General features: G+C 46.3%; 1 protein-coding gene. It reads right to left on the reverse strand.

Going from position 1 to position 1656, the window contains the following annotated elements:
• Positions 1-1656: Ig-like domain-containing protein (locus OCL94_RS13130; protein WP_262997371.1), on the reverse strand; the 1656-nt coding region annotated here is incomplete at both ends.

A 1656-nucleotide genomic window follows, 5' to 3' on the forward strand; every position in this document is an offset into this window, starting at 1 on the left:
GTTACCTGGTACACCGATACCTGTTACTGCTGGATCTTCTGATGTTACTGGGTTTACAGTTGGTGCCGCTGGTGCTGTTGTATCCGTTACTGTTACTGATGTTGCTGGTGATACGTTACCTGATTGATCTGTTTCGATAACTGGTAATACTTCGCCACCTACTAAGTCTACACCTGCTGGAATTGTTACACTCCATGTGCCATCTGGTTGTACAACTGCTGTACCAGTTGAACCATCTGGGAACTTCACTGTGATTGTGTCGCCTGGTGTTCCTGTTCCTGTTACTACTGTATCTTCTGATGTTACCGGGTTAACTGGTGGTGCTGCTGGTGCTGTTACGTCAATTACTGTAACTACTGCGATTGGTGATTTATTACCTGATGGGTCTGTTGACGTTACTGGTAATGCTTCGCCACCTACTAAGTCTACACCTGCTGGTACTGGAATGCTCCATGTGCCATCTGGTTGTACAACTGTAGTGCCTGTTGTTCCATCTGGGAACGTTACTGTAATTGTGTTACCTGGTACACCGATACCTGTTACTGCTGGATCTTCTGATGTAATCGGATTAACAGTTGGAGCTGACGGTGCAGTCACGTCAATTACTGTTACTGTAACTGATGTTGAACCAGAATTTCCTACTGGATCTGTTTCAGTAACTGGCAATACTTCGCCACCTACTAAGTCTACACCTGCTGGTACTGGTACTGTCCATGTGCCATCTGGTTGTACTGTTGTCGTTTCAGTTGTTCCATCTGGGAACGTTACTGTAATAGTATCCCATGGCTGACCTGTTCCAGTAATTACTTCATCTTCTGAAGTCACTTCATTTACTACTGGTGCTGGTGGTGGTGTTGCATCTGTAACCGTAGTGCTTGAAACAGGTGATACGTTTCCACTTGCATCCGTTTGTGTTGCTGTAACAACGTCTCCAACAATTAAATCAACGCCTGCTGGAATTGTTGCACTCCATGTTCCGTCTGGTTGTACTGTTGCAGTTGCAGTCGTTCCGTCTGGGAATGTTACTATAACTGTGTTTCCTGGTGTTCCTACACCTGTAACGACCGGTGTTGTACTAAAAACCGTATTGATTGGTGGTGCGATTGGTGCTGTTACGTCAGTTACTGTTACTGATGTCGCTGGTGATACGTTGCCTGCTGGATCTGTTTCTATTACTGGTAATACTTCGCCACCTACTAAGTCTACACCTGCTGGTACTGGAATGCTCCATGTTCCGTCTGGTTGTACAACTGCAGTGCCTTCAGAACCATCTGGGAACTTCACTGTGATTGTGTCGCCAGGTGTTCCTGTTCCTGTTACTGCTGTATCCTCTGATGTTACCGGGTTAACCGGTGGTGCTAATGGACCTGTTACGTCAGTTACTGCCACTGTTACTTCTGGTGATACGTTGCCTGCTGGGTCTGTTGATGTTACTGGTAATACTTCGCCACCTACTAAATCAACGCCTGCTGGTACTGGTACTGTCCATGTGCCGTCTGGTTGTACAACTGCAGTACCTTTCGTTCCGTCTGGGAACGTTACTGTAATTGTGTTGCCTGGTACACCGATACCTGTTACTGCTGGATCTTCTGATGTAATTGGGTTTACAGTTGGTGCCGCTGGACCAGTTGTATCTGATACTGTTACTGATGTTGC

Source organism: Macrococcus capreoli (assembly GCF_025628935.1).
GTDB classification, from domain to species: Bacteria; Bacillota; Bacilli; order Staphylococcales; family Staphylococcaceae; genus Macrococcoides; species Macrococcoides capreoli.